Raw genomic sequence first — 19,308 nt, forward strand, 5'->3', positions numbered from 1 at the left:
AGAGGTGAAAAATGGCTAATTTATTAACGCCTGAATTTGAACAATATATTACACAGCAGACCGTCAATAATGGCACAGTTATTTTTGATGAATTTATTTTTGCCAATATTCCCGCACTGAATGAGCATAATTTAACGGATTATTTAACCTTATCTGCGGTGAATGATCATATTGTTCATCGACAAGCGGTTTCAAAAGCGGGTGTAGTCAATCAAAATTCGGTGGTTTATTCCGTAACCCTTGGCACTGAAATTGGCGATTGGGATTACAATTTTATTGGCTTAATCAATAAAAGCAAAAAATTGCTTGCTTGTGCTATTCAATTTGAACCCATTAAAAAAATCAAAAATAAAGCGGGCGTACAAGGTAACAGCATTACACGCTCCGTCTTGTTGGAATTTAGCAATGCCAAAACTTTAACCAATATCAATGTGAATACCCAAACGTGGCAAATTGATTTCACCCTTCGCTTATCAGGGCTTGATGAAAAAATTCGCCTGACAAACAGAGATATGTATGGAAGAGCGGTCTTTTTTGATGATGGTTTTTTAGTAAGTCGAAAAACAGGCAATATTTACAACATCAATGCAGGTACAGCATATATTGAGGGCGTGCGAGCAAATTTACCCCAACACACTGAAATTAATGCGACTAACCTCCCCTGTTCTATTTATGTTGATGTCGTACATCATTGCACTGTAACGGGTGCTTATGAAACGGAAATTCAGTTTTTAACGCGTAATAAAACCGATTATTTAGATCAAGCTGCTCATCAGCATTATGTACAAATTATTGCTGATATTGACAGCCAAGGACAAATCACAGATCGAAGATTACTTGATGGGCGGTTTATCCCCAATAGCAAAAAATCCAGTGCCACCGACAGCGAAAGTGAAGACACCGTAGCCACAAGTAAGGCAGTGTATGACCTTAACGGCATCAAGCTAGATAAGGTTGGTGGCGAGGCATTTTTGAAGACCATCGACTACACCAAGGCTAATGGCTATACCTACAGCGGCTTTTACCGCCCTAATGGCGATAGACTTAATAATCTCCCGCTCAATGGGTTGATGATGCACATTACCCACCCACACTACAGCACCAATGCTCACGCAAGGGGGATTTGCTTTGCTTATGGTGGCTTAACGGGCAATACTGCTTGGGATATCTTTACAACAGCCTTTGACGCCAATGGCAATCACCTTGGCCAAAAGCGCATTATGACCGAACTTGGCGGGACGTTTACGGGCAATGTTACCGCACCAAATCTCACTGCAACAGGTCTTATTAATATTACTGGCAACAGATGGGAGCGTGTCCGCGCCACCCTACCCGATGGCGGTTATTGGCGATGGGAAGTTAATCCTGCATCTAAAGATGATCCGCGCTTTAACTTTATGTATCGCTTTGCTAATGGGGATACTCGTTATGTTGCTTTCCCCCGAGTAGATAAAAACGAAACAGTCGCGTATCAGAGCTGGGTTGAGGATAAAGCGAAAAACCTCATCCCTGTTGGTGCTGTAATGGCATTCCCAAGTGCGGTACAAAATCCGCACGGATTTTTACGCTGTGACGGCTCAACCTTTGGGAGAACAACTTATCCCGCCCTTTATCAAGCCTTAGGGGTGAACACATTGCCCGACCTGCGTCGCTCTGATGTGGGAATGACCGCCTATTTTGCCACCGACAATATCCCCGAAGGCTGGATTGCCTTTGATGACATTGAAGAGCAAGTTAGCGAACAGGCTTATCCCGAACTGTATCGCCATCTTGTGGCGAAATATGGCAGCCTTTCCGCCGTGCCGAAAGCGAAAGACCGCTTTATTCGTAACGCGGGAGCATTGCTTGCGGTGGGTGAGGTGCAACAAGACGCCCTTCAAGACCACTTTCACTATATTCCTACCGAAGCCGGGGGCGATTATCAAGCCGAGAAAGGTATCACTATCGTCATTCATGATAGTGATACCACCAATGTAGTGCCGGGTGCGTTTAAGCCCGCACAAAAAGGCAGGGTGCAGGCAAACAACGTGGCGGTCGCCGATGGGGCAAGGGCAAAAACCTACCTTGCTTCTACGAAGGATAGGACAGAGAAAGATACGCGAACTGCGGAAGAAACGCGCCCGAAATCCCTTGTTCTCAAACTCTGCATTAAAGCACAAAACACGCTCGATGGGGTGCAGTTTTGGATTAAGGCGTTTGGAGAGATTGCTAATGCTGGGCAACTTGATGCAAGTAGATTGGCACAAGATATTCAAGAAGTGAAGGCAAAAAAAGCGGACGTGTTACATACGCATAGGGTGAGTGAAATAACGGATTTTGAACGAAGCGTAGAGCAATACCTTAACAATCTTTTTAGCCAACAGTTTACAGAAAATGGCTGGAGCAAATTGCCCAATGGATTAATTATTCAATGGGGTAAGTTTAGAGCAGGGTGGGAAGCAACCACACAACGGCGAGTAACATTTCCAATAACCTTTCCTAATCAAGTATTTTTTATTGGACTCACAGAGTTTACTAAGATGTGGAGCTACACAAGTACCGTACAAAGCCGTGGACAGATGGATAATAGTGGTTTTGAGGTAGTCAGCCAGCGAAATGACACGATGTTTTTAGCAATAGGTTATTAAGGGGGAACAATGTATTTTTTTAACAGACTCACACAAGGTTTTTTCCTAGCGGGGATACATGTTATCCCCGAGGGTTCAGTAGAAATTAGCGAAGAAACCTACCGCACTTTACTTATCGGGCAAAGTGAGGGAAAACAGATTATCCCCGATGAGCGGGGCTATCCCGTTTTGATTGAGCCCCAGCCAAGCCCTTATCACAGATTGCAAGGGGGAAAATGGGTGATGGATGAGGAGCAAAAAGCCGCTTGGTTAGCTGCACAACAAGCCGAAGTATGGAAAAAAATTAAAGAAGAACGTTATCGTCGCACGCATAGTGGGGTGTATGTTGCGAGTGTGAATAAATGGTTTCACACCGATGAGGTAAGTCGCCAACAATATACCTTTATGCGGACATTACCCAGTTTTCCTGAAACGCAATGGAAAACAATGGATAACAGTTTTGTATTGATGAATGAGGCATTATTAGACCAGCTAGCATTAACGCTAATGCAACAAGAGCAAGCCAATTTTGACAACGCTGAAAAGCACCGCTTGGCGATGTTGGCGGTGGATAACCCGTTAGATTATGACTACAGCACAGGCTGGCAGGAGGTTTATCATGGATAATCGAGTTTATTTAGCTCTCTATAAAGGCAACCGCAGTGGCAAAGGTTTTGCCGTGCTTAAAGCCAAATTAGGTGACTGGCTCACTCGTAAGCTCACTAAAGGCCAATACTCCCATTGTGAGATTGCCGTTGCTCGGCGTGAGTGGCTAAGTGGTCATCATTATGACCACGAGATTGTTTACGACTGTTACAGCTCATCAATCCGAGATGGTGGGGTGCGTTGCAAGCAGATTGACCTTGATAACGGCAAGTGGGATTTAATTCCGCTTTATGGGGTCGATGAGGCTAAAGTTAAGGGATATTTTTGGCAAACTAAAGATAAAAAATACGACTGGTTAGGGGCGTTAGGGATTGTGTTATTTACCCCGCAAGCACGCGACAAATTTTTTTTGCAGTGAGTGGTGTGCAAATGCGATTAATGGCGGTGATGAGGGCTGGCGGTTTAGTCCAAATCATTTAGCGGCAATTTTTAAATTAAAACATAAGGAGTAAATTGTAGATGAAAGGAAATCTAACATTTGGACAAAAAGCAGTAGGATTAACTTTTAATCCTGATAATAACGATGAAGTGACAAAGTGCAAACGGCTTTATGCGGATATCATTGATCAACTTAATGAGTTACGTAACTCAACAAATATACTAGAGGTTAAGCGTTTAGCCAGCGTGGCAATCACTGAAGCACAAACCGCTCAAATGTGGAGTGTAAAAGCGATTACTTACAAAGATTGAGAATGTAACAAGTAAACATAAAGAAGCGGCGATGTGGTAGGCTCTGACCTCTACCACATCAGCCTAAGCAGATAGCACCTGCATAGACCCGAGACCGCTTTGTCTGACCAGACGGACGGATTGTAACAAAACCGCGTAAAGTGAGAAAGTCTATGCAAAAAGATTTGCAAGAAATGCGGTGCAAGTGCTGTAAAAAGCTCCTTGCACGCACAAAAGATAATCAATATTTAGAAATTAAATGTGTGCGGTGTAAAACCTTAAACACATTTAAACCTACTCGTTAAACAACTCAGAGTGTCCGAATGCCTTGAGCGTCAGAACGCCATAATTTAAGGATAAATTATGGCAAACAAGAAAATCATTGTTTGGGCGTTATTTGATAGCGGCAACGGCTGCTATACCCAAGCAGCAAAAGCATTTCGCAATATTAAAATCTATCCTATCGGCATTGATATTGAGCGTAAAAATCGGCATTTTCTACCGCTGAATTTAGCGGATTTTGGGCGGTTGTTTGGTGATAAAACCCTGTTTAATAAGCTAGATAGCCTCCCTAAACCCGATGTCATTTTAGCCAGTCCGCCTTGTGAGAGTTTTTCCGTTGCCAACTCTATTAAGGGCGGGAATGTCTGTTGGCAATGGCAGGGAAATACACGCTTTGCTATTCGTCGTCGCAAAGATTTTGACGCGGCAGCGGTTAAAAAGCGACGTTATCGTTATGAGACCTCTTTTTTAAATCGAATTAATGGTGAGCTTTGCATTTATAACACCATTGAGATTATTAAACGGTATCAGCCGAAAATTTATGTGATTGAAAACCCTTATGCGAGCCGCCTTTGGCACTATCTTGATGAGATTTTAGCCTTTCCTCTTCCTTATGCGAACCCTACCTATTATGGGAATTATGGCTGGCCCTGCAAAAAGGCGACTAAGTTTAAAAGCAATATTCCGCTAAATTTGCGTTATCAGCATTATATTTCGGGCAAAACGATGTTTGACTGTTTACACAGTTATAACGCCCGTTCAGCCATTCCGTTGCCGCTTATCCACGATATTTATCGTCGTATTATTGAGGTATTAGGGGGTAACGATGCGTCATTTTAATCAAGCACCGTTGCCGTTTGTCGGGCAAAAACGGCTGTTTTTAAACGCCTTTAAACAGGTTTTAAATGAGCATATTTCTGATGATGGGGAGGGGTGGACGATTGTCGATGCTTTTGGAGGAAGTGGTTTATTAAGCCATGTGGCAAAGCGTATCAAGTCCAAAGCACGGGTGATTTATAATGATTTTGATGGCTATGCCGACAGGTTAAAACACATAAGCGATACAAATCGTTTACGAGCTGAACTGCTTCAAATTGTTGGCGATATTGTACCCAAAAACAAGCGATTAGATAACAATAAAAAGCAAGAAATCATCAATAAAATCAATGATTTTAAGGGATTTAAAGACCTCAACACCATTGCAAGTTGGTTGCTTTTCAGTGGGCAACAAGTCAGCTCATTTGAGGAGCTATTTAGCAAGACATTTTGGAATGGAATAAAGCTGGCTGATTATCCTAGTGCAGAGGATTACCTTGATGGGCTTGAGATAGTCAGCGAGCCATTTCAACAGCTTCTGCCTAAGTTTGCCGACAACCCTAAAGCCCTGTTTGTGTTAGACTCGCCTTATCTTTGCACCAAGCAAAACAGCTATAAAATGGCAAATTATTTTGATTTGATTGATTTCTTGCAGCTTATTGACCGAACACGACCGCCTTATGTGTTTTTTAGCTCCACTAAGTCAGAGTTTGTGCGGTTTATTGCGTATATGGTGCAGGCGAAAAAGGATAACTGGCAAGCCTTTGATGGAGCTGAGCGGATAGTCCTTCAAACATCGTTAAACTATCAGGTTAGCTATGAGGATAATTTGGTGCTTAAATTCTAAAAATTAAGGGGCTAACGCCCCTATTTTTCAATGCCCGCCTTATAGCCTGCCTCATAAGCCGCACGCATAAGGCGTTTGATATTCCACACGCCCATATCATAAAAATCTAAATGGTCGCTCATTCGGGTTTCTAATGTTTCAATATCCCCCACCTCTTTTGCAATGGTTTCTAATATTTTTGCGATGGTTTTTTCAGTTGGTTTTTTCATTGTTTATTTCCCTCTTAAAATGTTTGCGATTTTGTCAGCGATTTGCTGGGCGACAATGTCAAAGTTAGTCTCGATTGAAACGCGTTGGCGACAATGTTCAGAGTGTTCAACCAGCGTGCCTTGTGGCATATAAAGTAAATAAATTGTTGGCTCATTTTGATAACTATCTTGACGGACTTGAAAGCGGCGTTTCCCTTGCACAAATTCCCCATTTTTAAAGCCGTGATGGTTTTCAAGTCTGGTGGTTAAGTGTTGAATAAATTCTCGTGTATTAAATTTCATTTTTATGTCCCTGTTGTTTTGTGTTGGGGGCATCATTGCTCGTTGGGGACGAGGAGTAAAGGGGAAATAAGCAGTAGTTAAGCCGACTGACTAACAATGTAGCTGGGGAGGTATGGAGGTCTAAATGATAAAAAATTTGAAATAATTTTGCATAATCTGAGACTCAATAGCTATGCAAAATAAATTTAAATTTTATGCGAAATGTTTTGCGATTTTATATATTTCCTATGATACAGAATCAGTAATACTAACTTATTCTGACTTGGTATATAATAAACGGGAAAGATATTATGTTTTATCACTCGCTATTACTTACAGTGTTCACTGGTTAAGTCGATGTTTGTTTTAGCATTTGAATGTAGCGGGTGCTAGATTTAAATGTGCATTATCTAACGTATTGTTATTCAATTCCCTCAAAAAGTGCAGTGCTTAAATAACGTTCTGATGCGGAGGGAAGAATAGCGACAATCAGTTTATCGGCAAATTCAGGGAGTTTGGCAAGGCGATCAGCCGCCGCGATCGCCGCACCAGATGAAATACCCGCTAAGATACCTTCTTCTGTCATTAAGCGTCTGGCAGTTTCAATGGCGGTGTCGCTATTCACCTGCTCTACGCGATCTACCAAGGAAAGATCGAGATTTTTTGGGATAAATCCTGCACCGATACCTTGAATTTTATGCGGGCCGGGTTTCACCTCTTCACCATTTAAGGTTTGTGTGATAACTGGGCTTTCTTCAGGTTCAACGGCAACAGAAAGAATAGGTTTGCCTTTATCTTGTTTGATTGCACGGGAAACGCCCGTGATTGTGCCGCCTGTGCCCACGCCTGCGACCAACACATCGATTTTTCCGTCCGTATCATTCCAAATTTCTACCCCAGTAGTTTGGCGGTGAATATCTGGGTTGGCGGGGTTTTCAAATTGTTTGAGCATCACATAACGATTCGGATCGCTCGCAAGGATTTCTTCGGCTTTCGCGATTGCCCCTTTCATTCCTTTTGCACCCTCTGTTAGCACAAGATTAACGCCCAAGCCTCTCAATAAACGCTTACGCTCGGAACTCATTGTTTCAGGCATTGTAAGGGTCAATTTGTAGCCTCGGGCCGCTGCCACATAGGCTAAGGCAATCCCTGTGTTACCGCTGGTGGCATCAACAATTTCTTTCTCTTTGGTGAGAATGCCGTCTTTTTCCGCTTGCCAAATCATATTCGCACCAATTCGGCATTTCACGCTGAAACTCGGGTTACGCCCTTCAATTTTCACTACAAGATTGCCATTATTGCCAAAATGTTTTAGGCGGACTAAAGGAGTGCGTCCGATAGAATAAGAGTTGTCGCTGTAAATCGTCATTGTGTTCACCTACTTAATTTGATTAAAAGTGCGGTCATTTTTAGCATAGTTTTTCGGCAATAAAAAATAGCCGTTTGCTATATTTTATAACCAACGGCTATTTAGGCTTTAATTTCAACTAGTTAATAAAGCGATTTGATTGATGTTTGACACCATCTCGCTGATGATTAACCCTTTTCTCTTTGCTATTTTGCGGCGATTTTTTCTGCGATTTAAATTCAAATAACGCACTATCGCGATATTGCTCCACCCACATTGCCGTTGCCCCACATACCGCAACGGGGATAATCACCAAATTCATTAGCGGAATAAAGGTGCAAAAGGTAATCAAGCTCCCAAAGGTTAAATTCATCGTGCGTTTTTCACTCAATTCATTCCGCATTATATGGGATGGGATTTTGTGGTTATCAAACGGATAATCGCAATATTGAATCGCCATCAGCCACGCGGTGAATAGAAAAGTGAGTATCGGCACGACAGTCTGCCCAATCATCGGAATAAATCCCAATAAAAACAAGCCGATAAGTTTAGGCAAGCTATAACATAGCTTTTGCCATTCACGCCCTAGCATTCGTGGAATATCTTTGATGAAATCCATTGTACTCATTTCAATGAGATTTTCGCCCGTGAGCATTTGCTCCACTTTTTCCGCTAACAAGCCATTAAACGGAGCGGCGATAAAGCCCGAAAGTGTAGTAAACGCAAAATAAAACACTAATAAAATCATAAAGATAGAAAAGGCGAACAGCACGCCATTGAGCCACGCCAACCAATCTGGCACATAGCTGATTAGCCCATCAATCACCCCACCAATATTGGCCATAAACAGCCAAAACAACCCACAGAGCAGCAAACTATTAAGCAAAATCGGCATAATCACAAAATCTCTTACCCCTTTTCGCCCAATCAAATGCCAACCCATCACAAAATAATGAAAACCTTGGCTAAGTTCTTTCGCGTGCAACATTTTTTCTTCCTATCTAACGCCTCATTGCTAAAAACGGGCTAAGAATACAAAGTGCGGTGAAAAAAATCAATTTTTGCATATCACCGAATTTGCAAAATATGATAAGCTAGCAGCCAATTTGTCGCCCTTGTGCTATCAATGATGGGAGAATATAACAGATGGATTTAAATACGATTTTAATTATTTTGGGTGTCATCGCGTTAATCGCTTTAGTGGTACACGGCGTGTGGTCGAATCGCCGTGAAAAATCACAAATTTTTGAAAATGACAATAGACTCAATAAAGATCAGCCAGTACGCCAGCCACAAGAAAATCATCACTATATGGCACAACCTGATACAGCATCACCTACACAACAGCGAGAGGTAACCCCATCGTTAACTCAGCAATCAGGCTCTTCTGACACGCTACAGGCTTCGCATACGACTTATCAACAAGAAGAACAGCAAAACGTAGAACAAGCAATCAACCAAATTAAAATTAGCTTGCCGAACGATCCTCAACCCGGTCAGCATAGTGTTGAGCCAGTCGCGTCTTATCAAGCACCGCAACATTTTGCTAGTGCGACTATTTCAGAAATTGAAGCCAATTTAAATGAGGAAGAGGGCATTTACGCACAACCGCACTTTGCAGAGACTAGCTCGATGAACAGCGGAATCACCATTGAATACGAACGTCCAACGGTAGAATTTACCGAAGTGGAGCAAACCGCACAAGCCACGGCGGAACAGCCGACGCAACAACGCAATGAAACGCCACAAGATTTCTTAATGCTCTACATCGTTTCTCCTGAAGATCGCGAGTTTAACGGCGTGACATTAGCCAAAGTGCTTGATGATCTTGGCTTTATTTTTGGTCATCAACACATTTATCACCGACATTTAGATCTCAATAGCACTAGTCCTGTGCTGTTTAGTGCCGCGAATATTCAACAGCCGGGAACTTTTGAGCCTAACACAATGGCAGATTTCTACACCGTAGGAATCGCATTATTTATGCAATTGCCATCGCCTGGTAACGACTTAGTGAATTTACGTATGATGATTCGTGCGGCGAAAACTATTGCTGAGGAATTAGGTGGCTTCGTACTCACTGATCAACAAGAAATTTTCGATGAGAATGCAGAAAAAGCCTATTTAGCAAAAGTGAGTATGTAATCACGCCCAAAATCAGGAGGAAAAAGCACCGCACTTTTCTTTTTTCAGCTTACGGGCGGGCAGTGATGTCCGCCTTTATTATCGCCGTTTCCATTTGAAATAAGAAAACGAATAACCTACAAAATCACCGCAATTGGCTGAAACCTAAAAATAAATTTCAGCTCATAATAAAAGTGCGGTCAGTTTTTCACAAGGATTTTATAATGATAGAACAATCGCCTGCTCAGCAAATTGAGCAATTACGCCAAACGCTTAGACATCACGAATACCAATATCACGTTTTAGATAATCAGCAAATTCCAGATGCGGAATACGATCGTCTGTTTAATCAATTAAAAGCTTTAGAGCAAGCCTACCCAGAGTTTGCCGATCCACACTCGCCTACGCAACGGGTTGGAGCGAAACCCCTTGCGGGCTTTGCACAAGTAACCCACGAAATCCCGATGCTCTCGTTGGATAATGCCTTTTCCGATGAAGATTTTGCCGCTTTCGTGAAACGCATTCAGGATCGCCTTGGTATATTGCCTGACCCGCTCACCTTCTGTTGTGAACCGAAATTGGACGGCTTAGCCGTGAGTATTTTGTATGAAAATGGCGTGCTAACTCAAGCGGCGACCCGTGGCGACGGAACAACAGGCGAGGACATTACAGCCAATATTCGCACTATTCGCAATATTCCGTTGCAACTTTTAACCGACAATCCACCCGATCGTTTAGAAGTACGCGGCGAAGTGTTTATGCCACAAGCGGGCTTTGAAAAACTCAATGAAACCGCTCTTGCGAAAGGAGAAAAGACTTTTGCTAACCCTCGCAATGCGGCGGCGGGATCGTTACGTCAGCTTGATCCGAAAATTACCCGCCAGCGTCCGTTAATGCTCAATGCCTATGGGATTGGTGTGGCAGACGGTATGCAGTTACCCAACACGCATTTCGCACGATTGCAATGGCTGAAATCCCTCGGTATCCCCGTGAATAAAGAAATTGAGCTGTGCAATGGTGTAGAAAACGTGCTGAAATTCTACCACACTATGGCAGAGAAACGCCCGCACTTGGGTTATGACATTGATGGTACAGTGCTGAAAATTAACGACATAGCACTACAAGATCGATTGGGCTTTATATCCAAAGCCCCTCGTTGGGCAATCGCTTACAAATTCCCAGCACAAGAGGAATTGACCATTCTCAATGATGTGGAATTTCAAGTGGGCAGAACAGGTGCAATCACACCCGTTGCAAAACTCGAACCGGTGTTTGTGGCAGGCGTAACCGTGAGCAACGCCACTTTGCATAATGGCGATGAAATCGAACGCCTGAATATCGCTATTGGCGATACGGTGATTATCCGTCGTGCAGGTGATGTGATCCCGCAAATTATTGGTGTTGTCGCCGATCGTCGTCCTGCTGATGCCAAGCCGATTATCTTCCCAACCCGCTGCCCTGTGTGTGGTTCGCTTATCACCCGCATTGAGGGTGAAGCGGTAGCACGTTGCACGGGGGGGCTATTTTGTGAAGCACAACGGAAAGAGGCTCTCAAGCATTTTGTTTCCCGCAAGGCAATGGACATTGATGGCGTGGGGGCAAAGCTCATTGAACAGTTAGTAGATCGCGAACTCATTCACACCCCTGCGGATCTCTTCAAATTAGACGAGGTCACCCTAATGCGTTTAGAGCGAATGGGGCCGAAATCCGCCGAAAATGCGTTAAATAGCCTAGAAAAAGCGAAAAAAACCACACTCGCCCGTTTCATTTTCGCATTGGGTATTCGTGATGTGGGCGAAGCCACCGCGTTAAATTTAGCCAATCATTTCAAAAACTTAGACGCGGTGAAGCAAGCGACCATTGAACAATTGCAAGAAGTGCCAGATGTGGGCGAAGTGGTGGCAAATCGCATTTATGTGTTTTGGCGTGAAGCCCATAATGTCGAAGTGGTTGAAGATCTTCTTGCACAAGGTATTCATTGGGATGATGTGGAAATCAAAGAAGTCAGTGAAAACCCGCTGAAAGGCAAAACTGTTGTGCTAACAGGCACACTTACCCAAATGACTCGTAACGATGCTAAAGCTTTATTACAACAACTTGGCAGTAAAGTAACGGGCAGTATTTCCGCCAAAACTGATTATTTAATCGCAGGGGATAATGCAGGCTCAAAACTTAATAAAGCACTCGAATTGAATGTTAAGATTTTAACGGAAGACGAATTTTTATTAATTGTACAAAAATCGATAGCGTAAGAACAAATTATCGTTTATTTGATCTATGTCAAGTAAATTGTTGTTTGTGATAATTATTCTCAAAAAATTAATATTAATAATATTGTATAAAATCAAAGAGCTAAAAAATATTGCTTATAATATGGTCAGTATGCTTGGGCTTCTTCACATTGAATTCTAAAAAATATCAATATATAGTGTTCTTTATTATATAAATACACAATATATAGGAATGATGTAATGAAGACACTTATTGTGATTAAGCGTGATAACTCTCCAGTTCCATTTGATATCCAACGTATCATAAATGCAGTCAGAAAAGCGGCTTATGCTGCAAATGTTGATGATGAGAATTATTGTCACCATATTGCTCAAAAGGTATGTGAGGTGATTTTTGCAAAACATCTAGAGAAAATTGATATTGATGATATCCAAAATGCTGTAGAAAATCGATTAATGGCGAGTGATTATCCGCAAGTCGCCCGTGCTTATATTGAATACCGCCACGATCGCGATGTGGCACGGGAAAAACGTAGTCATCTCACGCGTGAAATTGAGGGGCTGATTGAGCAAAATAATGTGGAATTGCTCAATGAAAATGCCAATAAAGATGCCAAAGTGATCCCCACACAGCGGGATTTGCTCGCAGGCATTGTGGCGAAGCACTACGCGAAACGCTATATATTGCCGTCTGATGTGGTGGAAGCCCACGAAAAAGGAGAAATTCATTACCACGATTTAGACTACGCACCGTTTTTCCCAATGTTTAACTGTATGCTGGTGGATTTGAAAGGAATGCTCACTCAGGGCTTTAAAATGGGCAATGCAGAAATTGAGCCGCCGAAATCCATTGGCACAGCCGCAGCCGTTACCGCCCAAATCATCGCCCAAGTGGCAAGCCATATTTACGGCGGCACAACTATTAATCGCATTGATGAAGTGCTTGCCCCCTATGTGCAACTGAGCTATGAAAAGCACTTACACAATGCTCACCAATGGCAAGTACCTGAACCCGAAGCCTATGCAAAGGCGATGATCGAAAAAGACTGTTTCGATGCGTTCCAGTCCTTAGAATATGAAGTCAATACGCTACACACTGCCAACGGGCAAACGCCCTTCGTTACCTTTGGTTTTGGTTTAGGCACAAGCTGGCAAGCTCGCTTAATCCAGCAATCGATTTTACGCAACCGTATTCGAGGCTTAGGGAAGAACCACAAAACGCCTGTGTTCCCGAAACTCGTTTTCACCATAAAAAAAGGGGTAAACCAGCAAGCGGGCGATCCCAATTATGACATCAAACAGCTCGCTCTCGAATGTGCTGCGAAACGAATGTACCCTGACATTCTCAACTACGATCAAGTGGTGAAAGTAACGGGATCTTTCAAAGCCCCAATGGGTTGCCGTAGCTTTTTGGGGGCTTATGAGCAGGCAGGCGAGCTTATTCACGATGGACGCAACAATCTCGGTGTGGTGAGCCTCAATTTACCTCGCATTGCCCTAGAAGCCAAAGGCGATGAACAACGCTTTTATGCCTTGCTTGATGAACGCCTTGCCATTGCGAAAAAAGCCTTGCTGACCCGTATTGCTCGCCTCGAAAACACCAAAGCGCGGGTTGCCCCCATTCTTTATATGGAGGGAGCGTGCGGCGTGCGGTTAAAAGCAGACGACAACGTCGCCGAAATTTTCAAAAACGGACGTGCGTCAATTTCACTTGGCTACATCGGCATTCACGAAACCATCAACGCCTTATATCAACAAAATCACATTTACGACGACGAACAACTCCGCCAAAAAGGCATCGCCATTGTCGCCCATTTAGCCAATGCAGCCAAAAGCTGGCGACAAGAAATGGGCTACGCATTTAGCCTTTATTCCACCCCGAGCGAAAATTTATGCGACCGTTTCTGTCGCTTAGACACCAAACAATTCGGCATCATCGCTGGCGTAACAGATAAAGGTTATTACACCAACAGCTATCATTTAGATGTGGAAAAGAAAGTCAATCCTTACGACAAACTGGATTTTGAAATGCCCTACCCACCATTGGCAAACGGTGGATTTATTTGCTACGGTGAATACCCTAACATTCAACACAATCTCAAAGCCTTAGAAGATGTGTGGGATTACAGCTACGACCGCGTTCCTTACTACGGTACAAACACCCCGATAGATGAATGCTATGAATGTGGTTTCACAGGCGAGTTTCACTGCACTAGCAAAGGCTTCACCTGCCCGAAATGCGGCAATCACGACAGCGAAAAAGTGTCCGTAACCCGCCGTGTTTGTGGCTATTTAGGCAGCCCAGACGCCAGACCGTTTAATGCCGGCAAACAAGAAGAAGTGAAACGCAGGGTGAAGCATTTATGATGAAAATTGGTTGAGGAAATAGTTTGTGGTGCTTCTTTTTTCGTTGGGATTAATAATGGGTTTCGCCGTTGGCGATTTGCTTACTTTCTGTTTATCCAACCCCGTAGGGGCATATCGCATACGCCCCTTATGGCTGATAACTTTTTTCTTTGGGAAATATAACGGGTTTCGCTCGTTGAGCGACTTCCTCTCTTTTGCGTTCCCAAAAGAAAGGAAGCAAAGAAAAGGGCCCCCCGATCAAACCGCTTTTTCCTCACTCCAATAAAATTTTCTTAACGAAAAATCAGCCTGATGTTCGCTACGCTCTCGCTCGGCGTGATTTTTCTAAAAATTTTATTTCCATTCGGGCGGTTTGGACGGGGAAATTCGGTTAGGGCTAATTTTAAAGTGCGGTGGGAATTTTGGGATTTTTTAAAATTCTGCGGAAAAAGACCGCACTTTTTATTTTATAAAATAGGAAAATTCTACTTTGCTCTAATTTTCAAACAAAATGTAGAAGAGAGAAAGGATTAATTTCCCGTGTAAATTGCCTTCATTTTTAACAAATTTTTAGAAAAGTAACGCCTGAACGCAGCGCAGCGAGTATGGGCTTACTTTTCGTTAAGAAAATTTGTTAAAAATGAAGATCAGCAATTTAGTCGGGTGCTTTTTTCTTTGCCTACTTTCTTTTGAGCAAGCAAAAGAAAGTAGGTCGCTCAACGAGCGAAACTCGTTATTAACTCTAAAGAAAAACGCAATTTAACGGCGACATAAAAACTTTACTTTTCTTCATTCGGGAACGCAAAAGAAAGGAAGTCGCTCAACGAGCGAAACCCGTTATTAATCACAAAGAAATAAGAAATTAACCTGAATAAAAAATAAACACTATGAACTACCTCCAATATTACCCTGTTGACATCGTTAACGGTGAAGGCACGCGTTGCACTTTGTTTGTTAGTGGCTGTGAACACGCGTGCAAAGGTTGTTACAACCAAAAAAGCTGGTCGTTTAGTGCGGGCGTGCATTTTGATCAAGCGATGGAAGATCAAATTATCCGCGATCTGCAAGATCAACGGATTAAACGCCAAGGCTTAAGCCTATCAGGCGGCGACCCTCTACACCCTCGCAATGTGCCAACCTTACTTGCCTTAGTTAAACGGGTAAAAACCGAATGCCCTGACAAAGACATTTGGCTGTGGACAGGCTATAAACTTTCCGAACTCAATGAATTACAACAGCAAATGCTCCCTTATATTGATGTGTTAATTGACGGGAAATTCGTGAAAGAACAAGCAGATCCCTCGCTTGCGTGGCGGGGTTCGGCAAATCAGGTGATATATAGGTTTAAGGTGAGTTAATATCATTTTGAACTCATTATAATCGTTTGATTTCAAAATAATTTGGCATTACACGTTTAAAAATAAAAACAAGCTACACGGAAAATTGCGTTATTTAAAAGTGCGGTGTAAATTTTTTACATTTTTAATGTATAAAAGCTCCGAAAACACATTAGGCGAATGCTCACCCAAACATCTTACAACTACTCCCCCAAACCCTTTCTTCAATCTCCACCGCACTTTCCGTTCTTAACTCACAAAGTGCGTTAAAGGTTTCTCGCAATCGCATTGGTCTGTTTGGTTGTCCTTGAAAGCCTGACACGGGCATATCGGGGCTGTCGGTTTCGAGCAGGAGGCTGTCTAGGGGGAGGTGTTTGATGGTTTGTCGGGTTTTGTTTGCACGTTCATAGGTGATGACTCCGCCTACGCCTATTTTGTAGCCTAAATCCACAAAGCGTTTGGCTTGTTCGTAGCTGCCTGAGAAGCCGTGAACAACGCCTGTGGTATCAAGCTGAGCGGCTTTTAAAAATGGATAAAGGGCTTCGTGGGCTTTACGCGAATGTAGATTGACGGGCAGTTTGTTTGCTTTTGCGAGGTTGAGTTGTGCTTCTAAAAACTCGCATTGCTTTTTCCATAAATTGGCTTCCAGTAAGGCTGGCACGCCTCGCTCTAAGCCAATTTCTGCAACTGCGGTGCAATTTTTCGGGCGGTGGGCTAAGCATTCCGATAACAAATCCAGATCCGCTAAGCGATGTTGTGCGATGTATAAGGGGTGTAAGCCTAAGCCGTAATAGAGATTGTCGGGATAAAGTGCGGTGAGTTTTTCAATCCTTGTAAAATCCTTAGCTTGCACAGCGACAATAAGCATTTTCTCCACGCCAGCTTGCTGGCTTTCTGCTATTAATTCAGACAGAGATTGTTGCGTCATTTCTAGCAAATAATCAAGGTGGGTGTGAGTATCAAAAAAACGCATAGACATTCCTGTTAATTAAAAGGTTGTATCTTTTGATGACTTAACTTACCAACGCGTTCTCTATTATATTAATGTCAATTTTAACATAATATTAGTAAACCATTAGTTATCTAGCGTTATACGCATAAAATGCGGTTTGTTGTATTTTTCTATTTTTCTTCATAGAGCCACTGAGCAACTTGTTTGGCAAAATAGGTGAGAATGCCGTCTGCCCCTGCACGTTTAAAGCAGAGCAGGCTTTCCATAATACATTCTTTTTCTTTCAGCCAGCCGTTTTGAATCGCTGCCATATGCATTGCGTATTCCCCCGATACTTGGTAAGCAAAAGTTGGCACGCCGAAATGTTGTTTTACGCGATATACCATATCCAAATAAGGCATTCCCGGTTTCACCATCACCATATCCGCACCTTCTTGAATGTCCAATGCCACTTCTTGCAAGCCTTCATCGCTGTTGGCTGGATCGAGCTGGTAGGTTTTCTTATCGCCCCCTTTCAGATTGGCTGAAGATCCCACTGCATCACGGAATGGGCCATAATAATTCGAGGCATATTTGGCGGAATACGCCATAATTTGCGTGTTGATAAAACCGCTATCTTCAAGTGCGGTGCGAATTTTGCCAATTCTGCCGTCCATCATATCACTTGGCGCGACAATATCAGCCCCTGCTTCGGCGTGGGAGAGGGCTTGTTTCACCAGCACTTCGGTCGTGATGTCGTTTAGCACATAGCCGTCATCATCAATAATGCCGTCTTGACCGTGTACGGTGTAAGGATCTAACGCCACATCGGTTAAAACCCCTAGCTCAGGATAATGAGATTTCAACGCTTTCACTGCACGTTGCACTAAGCCGTTAGGATTGTAGGCTTCTTCCGCCATCAGGGATTTTTTACTTTGATCAATCACAGGGAACAAGGCGATCACGGGAACGCCATATTTGACTAACAATCCCGCTTCAATAAGTAACTGATCTAAGGTTAAACGCTCCACGTTAGGCATTGAAGGCACGGGTTCGCGATAGTTTTCCCCTTCAATAATAAACACAGGATAAATAAGATCATCAACGGATAATTTGTGTTCTGCCATTAAACGGCGACTAAAATCGTGTTTACGCATACGGCGTAAACGGCGTGCTGGAAAGCCAGTGAAAATTTGTTGAGTCATCATTATTCTCCAAAATCTTTTCGTTATAAGGATAAGGGGCGAACACATTGGTTCGCCCTAAAACTGGTTGGAAAGAAATTATTCTTTGTGTTGTTGTGCTTCACTCTCGCTATTATTGCTATCGGTGTTGCCTTTGTCTTCTTTCGGACGATAAAAACGTGCAAATAATAACCCCACTTCAAACAATAAACACATTGGAATGGCAAGTAAGGTTTGTGAAAAAATATCTGGCGGGGTGAGTAGCATCCCAATTACGAAAGAAGCAACAATAATATAAGGGCGTTTTTTCTTCAAGTCATCAATGGTGGTAACGCCAGACCAACAAAGCAAAATAATCGCCACGGGCACTTCAAAACATACGCCGAAAGCTAAAAATAAGGTCAGTACGAAATCTAAATAACTGCTAATATCCGTTGCGATCGCCACGCCTACGGGGGCGGTTTTGGTTAAAAAGCCAAAAACAAGGGGGAAGACCACATAATAAGCAAATGCCACGCCTAAATAAAACAGTACAGTGCTGGAAAATAACAGCGGATAAATTAAGCGTTTTTCGTGCTGATATAGTGCTGGTGCGATAAATGCCCAAGCCTGATACAGCAAAAATGGTACCGCAATAAACACCGATACCACGCCCGTTAATTTCAGCGGGGTGAAAAAGGGAGTGGCGATATTGGTGGCGATCATACTTGTGCCTGCGGGCATTACATTGAGCAAAGGCGAGGCGACAAAATTATAAATATCATTGGCGAAATAGACTAAGCCTAAGAAAATAATCGCCACGATCAGCACGCAACGCAATAAGCGATCGCGTAATTCAAGCAAATGGCTAATTAAAGGTTGGGTTTCTTCAACGGTCATAATTATCCTTTTTCGGCTTGATGGGCTGGCGTAGGTTTTGCAGTTTCGCTCACCTCACCTACATCGGCAAGTACATCATCTTCGGGATAATAGGCACTGGTTAGTTCAAGCTGTGATTCATCTTGTTCTGCCAGCTCAGCGATGTCGGCAGGCGAAAGATCTTGCTCCTCTGTTGATAGTGAAGCATTATTTGGTGAAATTTCTTGCGAATTTTGCACCGCATTTTTTAATTCTTGCACTTGTTGCTCAAAGGTAGTGTTGGTGATAGCTGCTTTCTCTTCTAAATTGGCTTTAATTTTTTCAGCAGAGGCCTTTAGCTCTTCCAATGTTTGGCTTAACTCTGGGGAAAGTTGTTGCAAATTGAGATGTTCGGCTTTTTTGATACTTTCTTGCAATTCCTGCAATTTCAACTCTTGGCTCAGCTCATTTTGCACGTTTGCTGCCAAGCCTCGAATGGTGCGAACCCAGCCCATCACGGTACGAATCGCCACGGGCAAGCGTTGTGGGCCTAGCACCACTAAGCCCACAATGGAAATCAATAATAATTCCGAAAAACCAATATCAAACACAGA

18 protein-coding genes and 1 pseudogene are annotated in these 19,308 nt (G+C 43.0%); 11 read left to right on the plus strand and 8 right to left on the minus strand.

What is annotated here, in order from left to right; genetic code table 11:
- Window positions 1–11 precede the first annotated feature (11 nt).
- The 7 genes and pseudogenes from DXZ23_RS15660 to DXZ23_RS00330 all read left to right on the plus strand — a co-directional run bounded on the left by DXZ23_RS15660 (window position 12) and on the right by DXZ23_RS00330 (window position 5,886).
- Complete coding sequence (locus DXZ23_RS15660) at window positions 12–2,627, plus strand: phage tail-collar fiber domain-containing protein (protein ID WP_021723661.1); 2,616 nt, start codon at window positions 12–14, stop codon at window positions 2,625–2,627.
- Window positions 2,628–2,636: 9 nt separating this feature from the next.
- Window positions 2,637–3,233 (plus strand): DUF4376 domain-containing protein, encoded by a 597-nt coding sequence (locus DXZ23_RS00305; protein WP_035695579.1) that lies wholly within the window; start codon window positions 2,637–2,639, stop codon window positions 3,231–3,233.
- Window positions 3,226–3,724 (plus strand): annotated as a pseudogene (locus tag DXZ23_RS00310) (enoyl-CoA hydratase). The gene DXZ23_RS00305 and the pseudogene DXZ23_RS00310 overlap by 8 nt, the downstream one beginning before the upstream one ends.
- A 7-nt stretch (window positions 3,725–3,731) precedes the next feature.
- Complete coding sequence (locus tag DXZ23_RS00315) at window positions 3,732–3,962, plus strand: Acb2/Tad1 domain-containing protein (protein WP_017807578.1); 231 nt, start codon at window positions 3,732–3,734, stop codon at window positions 3,960–3,962.
- A 173-nt stretch (window positions 3,963–4,135) separates the two neighbouring features.
- Window positions 4,136–4,246, plus strand: coding sequence for a Com family DNA-binding transcriptional regulator (locus tag DXZ23_RS00320; protein ID WP_082188684.1), 111 nt, complete (start codon window positions 4,136–4,138; stop codon window positions 4,244–4,246).
- 58 nt (window positions 4,247–4,304) lie between these two features.
- Complete coding sequence (locus DXZ23_RS00325) at window positions 4,305–5,063, plus strand: class I SAM-dependent methyltransferase (protein ID WP_021723659.1); 759 nt, start codon at window positions 4,305–4,307, stop codon at window positions 5,061–5,063.
- Window positions 5,050–5,886, plus strand: a complete 837-nt coding sequence (locus DXZ23_RS00330) for a hypothetical protein (protein ID WP_035695683.1) — start codon at window positions 5,050–5,052, stop codon at window positions 5,884–5,886. The genes DXZ23_RS00325 and DXZ23_RS00330 overlap by 14 nt, the downstream gene beginning before the upstream one ends.
- Before the next feature lie 20 nt (window positions 5,887–5,906).
- Here DXZ23_RS00330 and DXZ23_RS00335 read toward each other — a convergent pair whose 3' ends face one another.
- The 4 genes from DXZ23_RS00335 to cysZ all read right to left on the minus strand — a co-directional run bounded on the left by DXZ23_RS00335 (window position 5,907) and on the right by cysZ (window position 8,692).
- The gene (locus DXZ23_RS00335; RefSeq protein WP_021724025.1) at window positions 5,907–6,095 is read right to left on the minus strand and encodes a DUF6900 domain-containing protein; all 189 of its coding nucleotides are present in this window, start codon (window positions 6,093–6,095) and stop codon (window positions 5,907–5,909) included.
- A 3-nt stretch (window positions 6,096–6,098) separates the two neighbouring features.
- The gene (locus DXZ23_RS00340; RefSeq protein WP_017806894.1) at window positions 6,099–6,377 is read right to left on the minus strand and encodes a hypothetical protein; all 279 of its coding nucleotides are present in this window, start codon (window positions 6,375–6,377) and stop codon (window positions 6,099–6,101) included.
- Window positions 6,378–6,777: 400 nt separating this feature from the next.
- Window positions 6,778–7,725, minus strand: coding sequence for a cysteine synthase A (gene cysK, locus DXZ23_RS00345; RefSeq protein ID WP_017807338.1), 948 nt, complete (start codon window positions 7,723–7,725; stop codon window positions 6,778–6,780).
- Between the two features lie 118 nt (window positions 7,726–7,843).
- Window positions 7,844–8,692 (minus strand): sulfate transporter CysZ, encoded by an 849-nt coding sequence (gene cysZ / locus DXZ23_RS00350; RefSeq protein WP_017807339.1) that lies wholly within the window; start codon window positions 8,690–8,692, stop codon window positions 7,844–7,846.
- Between the two features lie 158 nt (window positions 8,693–8,850).
- Here cysZ and zipA point away from each other — a divergent pair, with 158 nt between their 5' ends.
- From zipA to nrdG, 4 genes are all read left to right on the plus strand, one after another.
- Window positions 8,851–9,849: a cell division protein ZipA gene (gene zipA, locus DXZ23_RS00355; RefSeq protein ID WP_021724023.1), complete on the plus strand. Its 999-nt coding sequence runs from the start codon at window positions 8,851–8,853 to the stop codon at window positions 9,847–9,849.
- A gap of 203 nt (window positions 9,850–10,052) precedes the next feature.
- A complete protein-coding gene (ligA, locus tag DXZ23_RS00360) occupies window positions 10,053–12,080 on the plus strand; it encodes an NAD-dependent DNA ligase LigA (protein ID WP_017807340.1) in 2,028 nt (675 codons plus the stop codon).
- Between the two features lie 219 nt (window positions 12,081–12,299).
- Window positions 12,300–14,426 carry an anaerobic ribonucleoside-triphosphate reductase gene (gene nrdD / locus DXZ23_RS00365; protein ID WP_035695681.1) on the plus strand — a complete coding sequence of 709 codons (2,127 nt, stop codon included), beginning with the start codon at window positions 12,300–12,302 and terminating at the stop codon, window positions 14,424–14,426.
- 866 nt (window positions 14,427–15,292) lie between these two features.
- Window positions 15,293–15,763 (plus strand): anaerobic ribonucleoside-triphosphate reductase-activating protein, encoded by a 471-nt coding sequence (gene nrdG, locus DXZ23_RS00375; protein ID WP_017807344.1) that lies wholly within the window; start codon window positions 15,293–15,295, stop codon window positions 15,761–15,763.
- Window positions 15,764–15,926: 163 nt separating this feature from the next.
- On the opposite strand, the gene DXZ23_RS00380 is transcribed toward nrdG, so the two are convergent.
- The 4 genes from DXZ23_RS00380 to tatB all read right to left on the minus strand — a co-directional run bounded on the left by DXZ23_RS00380 (window position 15,927) and on the right by tatB (window position 19,305).
- Window positions 15,927–16,715, minus strand: coding sequence for a TatD family hydrolase (locus DXZ23_RS00380; protein ID WP_035695679.1), 789 nt, complete (start codon window positions 16,713–16,715; stop codon window positions 15,927–15,929).
- Window positions 16,716–16,864: 149 nt separating this feature from the next.
- Window positions 16,865–17,878 (minus strand): porphobilinogen synthase, encoded by a 1,014-nt coding sequence (gene hemB / locus DXZ23_RS00385; protein ID WP_017807346.1) that lies wholly within the window; start codon window positions 17,876–17,878, stop codon window positions 16,865–16,867.
- A gap of 78 nt (window positions 17,879–17,956) precedes the next feature.
- Window positions 17,957–18,736, minus strand: coding sequence for a twin-arginine translocase subunit TatC (gene tatC / locus DXZ23_RS00390; RefSeq protein ID WP_017807347.1), 780 nt, complete (start codon window positions 18,734–18,736; stop codon window positions 17,957–17,959).
- Between the two features lie 2 nt (window positions 18,737–18,738).
- On the minus strand, window positions 18,739–19,305 hold the full coding sequence (tatB, locus tag DXZ23_RS00395) for a Sec-independent protein translocase protein TatB (protein ID WP_017807348.1): 567 nt from the start codon (window positions 19,303–19,305) through the stop codon (window positions 18,739–18,741).
- Window positions 19,306–19,308: the final 3 nt, after the last annotated feature.

The sequence above is a fragment of the Avibacterium paragallinarum genome (assembly GCF_900450705.1).
In the GTDB taxonomy this organism is placed as follows: Bacteria; Pseudomonadota; Gammaproteobacteria; order Enterobacterales; family Pasteurellaceae; genus Avibacterium; species Avibacterium paragallinarum.

Coding starts and splice junctions, on each gene's coding strand:
- DXZ23_RS15660 (WP_021723661.1), top strand. CDS start 12: ATGGCTAATTTATTAACGCCTGAATTTGAACAATATATTACACAGCAG.
- DXZ23_RS00305 (WP_035695579.1), top strand. CDS start 2,637: ATGTATTTTTTTAACAGACTCACACAAGGTTTTTTCCTAGCGGGGATA.
- DXZ23_RS00315 (WP_017807578.1), top strand. CDS start 3,732: ATGAAAGGAAATCTAACATTTGGACAAAAAGCAGTAGGATTAACTTTT.
- DXZ23_RS00320 (WP_082188684.1), top strand. CDS start 4,136: ATGCGGTGCAAGTGCTGTAAAAAGCTCCTTGCACGCACAAAAGATAAT.
- DXZ23_RS00325 (WP_021723659.1), top strand. CDS start 4,305: ATGGCAAACAAGAAAATCATTGTTTGGGCGTTATTTGATAGCGGCAAC.
- DXZ23_RS00330 (WP_035695683.1), top strand. CDS start 5,050: ATGCGTCATTTTAATCAAGCACCGTTGCCGTTTGTCGGGCAAAAACGG.
- DXZ23_RS00335 (WP_021724025.1), bottom strand. CDS start 6,095: ATGAAAAAACCAACTGAAAAAACCATCGCAAAAATATTAGAAACCATT.
- DXZ23_RS00340 (WP_017806894.1), bottom strand. CDS start 6,377: ATGAAATTTAATACACGAGAATTTATTCAACACTTAACCACCAGACTT.
- cysK (WP_017807338.1), bottom strand. CDS start 7,725: ATGACGATTTACAGCGACAACTCTTATTCTATCGGACGCACTCCTTTA.
- cysZ (WP_017807339.1), bottom strand. CDS start 8,692: ATGTTGCACGCGAAAGAACTTAGCCAAGGTTTTCATTATTTTGTGATG.
- zipA (WP_021724023.1), top strand. CDS start 8,851: ATGGATTTAAATACGATTTTAATTATTTTGGGTGTCATCGCGTTAATC.
- ligA (WP_017807340.1), top strand. CDS start 10,053: ATGATAGAACAATCGCCTGCTCAGCAAATTGAGCAATTACGCCAAACG.
- nrdD (WP_035695681.1), top strand. CDS start 12,300: ATGAAGACACTTATTGTGATTAAGCGTGATAACTCTCCAGTTCCATTT.
- nrdG (WP_017807344.1), top strand. CDS start 15,293: ATGAACTACCTCCAATATTACCCTGTTGACATCGTTAACGGTGAAGGC.
- DXZ23_RS00380 (WP_035695679.1), bottom strand. CDS start 16,715: ATGCGTTTTTTTGATACTCACACCCACCTTGATTATTTGCTAGAAATG.
- hemB (WP_017807346.1), bottom strand. CDS start 17,878: ATGACTCAACAAATTTTCACTGGCTTTCCAGCACGCCGTTTACGCCGT.
- tatC (WP_017807347.1), bottom strand. CDS start 18,736: ATGACCGTTGAAGAAACCCAACCTTTAATTAGCCATTTGCTTGAATTA.